The organism is Streptomyces sp. SBT349, from assembly GCF_001083795.1.
Lineage (GTDB): Bacteria > Actinomycetota > Actinomycetes > Streptomycetales > Streptomycetaceae > Streptomyces.
This window is the reverse complement of the sequence record NZ_LAVK01000490.1, coordinates 1-4352: the sequence shown is the minus strand read 5'-3', so window position 1 is coordinate 4352 and position 4352 is coordinate 1. Positions and strand designations below refer to the sequence as shown.

Sequence of the window (4352 nt, the reverse complement as noted above, 5' to 3'; positions counted from 1 at the left end):
ATGTCGAACGTGCCCCCCAACTCCCCCTCCACCAGCGTGCGGACGATCTGGAGCCCGAGGCTGCCGTCCTGGTGGGGGTCGAAGCCCGGCGGCAGGCCGCGGCCGTCGTCCTGCACGGTGACCACCAGGCGGTCCCCGTTCCGCAGGGGCTCGCTGCGGCGGGCGTGCACCTCGACCGTGCCGCGCTCCTCGGTGGGGAACGCGTGCTCCAGCGCGTTCTGGAGGATCTCGGTGAGGACCATGGACAGCGGCGTGGCGGTCTCGGCGTCGAGGATCCCGAACCGGCCCCTGCGGGTACCGATGACGCGCCCGTCCGGTGCGAGCTCGGTGACCATCGCGATGACCCGGTCGGCGATCTCGTCGAACTCCACACGTTCGTCGAGGTTCTGTGAGAGCGTCTCGTGGACGATGGCGATGGAGCCGACGCGGCGGACCGCCTCGTCCAGGGCGGCCCTGGCGCTGCTGTCGCCGGTCGCGCCGATCCGCCGGGACTGGAGGCGCAACAGGGCGGCCACCGTCTGGAGGTTGTTCTTCACCCGGTGGTGGATCTCCCGGATGGTGGCGTCCTTGGTCATCAACTCCCGCTCCCTGCGCCGCAGCTCGGTCACGTCGCGCAGGAGCATGAGGGAACCGGTGCGCTCGCCCTTGGGCTTGAGCGGGATGGCGCGGAGCTGGATGACGCAGTCGTTCCCCTCGATCTCGGCCTCGCGGGGCGCCCATCCGCTGGCGAGTTTGACGAGGGATTCGTCCACCGGGCCGCGGGTCGGCGCGAGTTCGGCGGTGGTGGGGCCGAGCGGCAGGCCGACCAGGTCGGCGGCGAGTCCGAGGCGGTGGTAGGCGGAGAGCGCGTTGGGGCTCGCGTACTGGACCACGCCGTCGGCGTCGAGCCGGATGAAGCCGTCGCCGACGCGCGGAGCGCGGTCCATGCCCACCTGCTGTCCCGGGAAGGGGAACGCGCCGCCCGCGATCATCTGGGCGAGGTCGGACGCGCTCTGGAGGTACGTGAGTTCGAGGCGGCTCGGGGTGCGGACGGTCAGGAGATTGGTGTTGCGGGCGATGACGCCGAGGACCCTGCCCTCGCGGCGGACCGGGATGGACTCGACGCGGACCGGCACCTCCTCGCGCCACTCGGGGTCGCCCTCGCGGACGATGCGGCCCTCGTCGAGGGCGACGTCGAGCAACGGGCGCCGGCCGCGCGGGACGAGGTGGCCGACCATGTCGTCCTGGTAGGAGGTGGGGCCGGTGTTGGGCCGCATCTGGGCGACCGAGACATAGCGGGTGCCGTCGCTGGTGGGCAGCCACAGGACGAGGTCGGCGAAGGAGAGGTCGGAGAGCAGCTGCCACTCGGAGACCAGCAGGTGCAGCCATTCGAGGTCGCCTTCCCCGAGGCTGGTGTGCTGGCGCACGAGGTCGTTCATGGAGGGCACATCGGCGAGCTTACCGGCGCGCGCAAAGGCGCCTCGCGCCGTCTTCGTTGGTCTCGGAGCATGGACAGGCGGCCGGGGGCGGTTCAGAATGGGTGACCCGCAGGCTTCTGCCCACCCGGTCCCGGGTGGGTGGAGCGCGGCCAGGCGGCGCTTTCTGCCCTGACGGCGCCGGCGGCCCGCACTGCTCCGGGCTGCGGTGCCGAGAGGGTTGAGGGTCCCTCCCCGGCGCCGCGGCCCGTGGGTATCCCGGGGCCCCGCGGCCTTCCCCGCCGACCGGTCGGGTCGGCTCCCGCCCCGGCGTCAGGTGCCCTCCCCGGGCTCGGGCCAGGCCCGCATCGCCATCTCGGCCACCGCCTCCAGCTCCGTCCGGCTCGCGCCGTCGCGCGACTGCTGGCTCATCCCCTGGAGGACCGCGCCGACGAGGCGCGCCAGGCCGGCGGCGTCGGTGTCCCGGGGCAGCGCGCCGGTCGCCATGTCGACCCGGATGCGGCTCTCGAAGGACCGCAGGTTGTACGCGCGGCGCGCGCGCAGGTCCTCGGCGACCTCGGCGGCGGCCTCCGAGAAGTTCACCAGGGCGGAGATGACCATGCAGCCGTGCGGGCGGCCCGGCTGCGTGTACTCGACGGCGGCCTCCCGCAACGCGCGGGCCACGGCCTCCCTTGCGGTCGGCTCCTCGGCCATCGCGCGGTCCAGGAAGCCGCCGTACCGCGTCACATAGGACTCGACGGCCTCCTCGAAGAGGGTCCTCTTGTCGCCGAAGGCCGCGTACAGGCTGGGCGCGCCGATGCCCATGACGCGCGTGAGGTCGGCGACGGAGGTGGCGTCGTACCCGTGCTCCCAGAAGGTCCGCAGGGCCTGCTCCAGGGCCGTCTCCCGGTCGAAGGACCGGGGCCGCCCGCGCTGTGTGCTCGCCATGCCACCCATTCTATAGCGGTCGCTCCAGAAGGTGTGCTAGCGTTCTTTCTGTAGCGACCACTAGAGAAGGGCTGGGCGGCGGCATGAGCACGCTCTCGGGGAAGACGGCACTGGTCACCGGCGGCAGCCGGGGCATCGGACGGGCGATCGCGGAGCGGCTGGGCCGCGACGGGGCGCGCGTCGGGGTGCACTACGGGCGGGACGAGACCGCGGCCAAGGAGACGGTGGCCGCGATCGAGGCGGCGGGCGGCAGCGCCTTCCCCGTGCGGGCCCTGCTGGGGACGGAGGGGGACGCCGAGACGCTGTGGGCGGCCTTCGACGCGCAGGCCGACGGGCTGGACATCCTGGTGAACAACGCGGGGATCACGGGCCCCCGCACCGGCATCCAGGGCAGCACGCCCGAGGAGTTCGACGCCCTCTTCGCGGTCAACGTGAAGGCCCCCTTCTTCATCACCAGGCTCGGCCTGAGCAGGCTGCGCGACGGCGGCCGCATCATCAACCTCTCCACGGGGCTCACGCGCCGGGCGGGCGCCATGACCGACATCGTGGCCTACACGATGTCCAAGGGCGCCCTGGACCAGTTCACCGTGAGCCTGGCCAAGGAGTTCGGCCCCCGCGGGATCACGGTGAACGCGGTGGCACCCGGGGTCATCGACACGGATATGAACGCGGACTGGCTGCGCGGCGGCGAGGAGGCGCGGGACTCCGTCGCCGGATCCTCACCCCTGGGCCGGTTGGGGCAGCCGGCCGACGTGGCGGACATAGCGGGCTTCCTCGCCTCGGACGACGCCCGGTGGGTCACGGGACAGTGGGTGGACGCCGCCGGCGGGGCGCTGCTCTGAGGCGGCCCGGCCCTCGACGGGACGGCGTGGGGCCGCTCAGCGGGTCTCGGTCACCTTGGCGAGCGCGCGGGGGGCGTCGGGGTCCTGGCCCCGGGCGAGGGTGACCTCGTAGGCCAGCAGCTGGAGCGGGATGATCTCCAGGATCGGCTGGAGCTCCTCGGGCACGCCCTCGGTGGGCAGCGCGAAGCCCGCGGAGGCCGCCTCGACCTGGGCCCGGGGCCCGACGACGACCAGATCGGCCCCGCGGTCCCGCAGCCGGTCGAGCACCGCCTGAAGCGCCTCACCACCGCGGCCGTCCGTCACGATCGCGATCACCGGGGAGACGTTGTCGACCATCGCCAGCGGGCCGTGCAGCAGGTCGGCCCCCGAGTAGGAGAGGGCGGGGATGTAGCTGGTCTCCATCAGCTTCAGCGCGGCCTCCTTGGCCGTCGGGTAGCCGTAGCCGCGGGAGGTGAGGACCATGCGCTCGGCGAACCGGTAGCGGGCGGCCAGCTGGCGGATCTCCTCGTGCCGGTCGAGGATGCGCTGGGCCAGCTCGGGCAGCTCCTTCGCGGTGGCCACGCCGTCGCCGCCGCGCAGGCTCTCGACGAAGAGGTACAGCGCCAGCAGCTCGGCGGTGTAGGTCTTGGTCGCCGGCAGCGCCTTCTCGGGACCGGCCAGCACGTCGATGTGGAACTCGCTGGCCCGTGCCAGCGGCGAGTCCGCGTTGTTGGTCACCGCGAGCGTGGTCGCCCCGGCCTCGCGCGCGGAGGTGGTGGAGGCCACCAGGTCCGGCGAGCCGCCGGACTGGCTGACCGCGATGACCAGGCAGTCGGTGAGGTCGGGCGTGGCCGCGTAGGCGGTGGTGGTGGACATCGAGGTGAGGCCGCACGGCTTGCCGAGCCGGATCTCCAGCAGGTACTTGGCGTACAGCGCGGCGTTGTCCGAGGTGCCCCGGCCGGTGAGCAGGACGAAGCGCGGCTGCCGGGCGGCGATCCGCTCGGCGACCGCGCGGATGGGGGCCGCACCCTCCGAGAGGAGTCGGCGCAGCACCGCGGGCTGCTCGGCCATCTCCCCTGCCATCACATGGCCGGGCCGGTGAGAGGCTGTGGCGGACATCGGGGTTCCTCCCTGGAGGTCGTTCCTGGTTCCTGGTTCGTGGTGGGGATCGGGGGGTGACGGGTGGCCG

Annotated in this window: 4 protein-coding genes; 1 reads left to right on the top strand and 3 read right to left on the bottom strand. The window is 73.1% G+C overall.

Going from position 1 to position 4352, the window contains the following annotated elements; genetic code table 11:
• Together ADY01_RS33440 and ADY01_RS33435 are read right to left on the bottom strand one after the other, a co-directional pair.
• Positions 1–1418, bottom strand: a 1418-nt coding sequence (locus ADY01_RS33440; protein ID WP_049580516.1) for a sensor histidine kinase, incomplete at its 3' end; no start/stop codon positions are given.
• Between the two features lie 309 nt (positions 1419–1727).
• Complete coding sequence (locus ADY01_RS33435) at positions 1728–2342, bottom strand: TetR/AcrR family transcriptional regulator (RefSeq protein WP_049580515.1); 615 nt, start codon at positions 2340–2342, stop codon at positions 1728–1730.
• 83 nt (positions 2343–2425) lie between these two features.
• Between ADY01_RS33435 and ADY01_RS33430 the strand changes: the two genes are divergently transcribed.
• Positions 2426–3184: an SDR family oxidoreductase gene (locus ADY01_RS33430; RefSeq protein ID WP_049580514.1), complete on the top strand. Its 759-nt coding sequence runs from the start codon at positions 2426–2428 to the stop codon at positions 3182–3184.
• A gap of 36 nt (positions 3185–3220) precedes the next feature.
• On the opposite strand, the gene ADY01_RS33425 is transcribed toward ADY01_RS33430, so the two are convergent.
• Positions 3221–4282, bottom strand: coding sequence for an SIS domain-containing protein (locus ADY01_RS33425; protein WP_049580513.1), 1062 nt, complete (start codon positions 4280–4282; stop codon positions 3221–3223).
• Positions 4283–4352 lie beyond the last annotated feature (70 nt).

What these genes read in the sequence shown, in the direction of transcription:
- ADY01_RS33430 (WP_049580514.1), top strand. Translation starts at nt 2,426, where the DNA reads ATGAGCACGCTCTCGGGGAAGACGGCACTGGTCACCGGCGGCAGCCGG.
- ADY01_RS33425 (WP_049580513.1), bottom strand. Translation starts at nt 4,282, where the DNA reads ATGTCCGCCACAGCCTCTCACCGGCCCGGCCATGTGATGGCAGGGGAG.
- ADY01_RS33435 (WP_049580515.1), bottom strand. Translation starts at nt 2,342, where the DNA reads ATGGCGAGCACACAGCGCGGGCGGCCCCGGTCCTTCGACCGGGAGACG.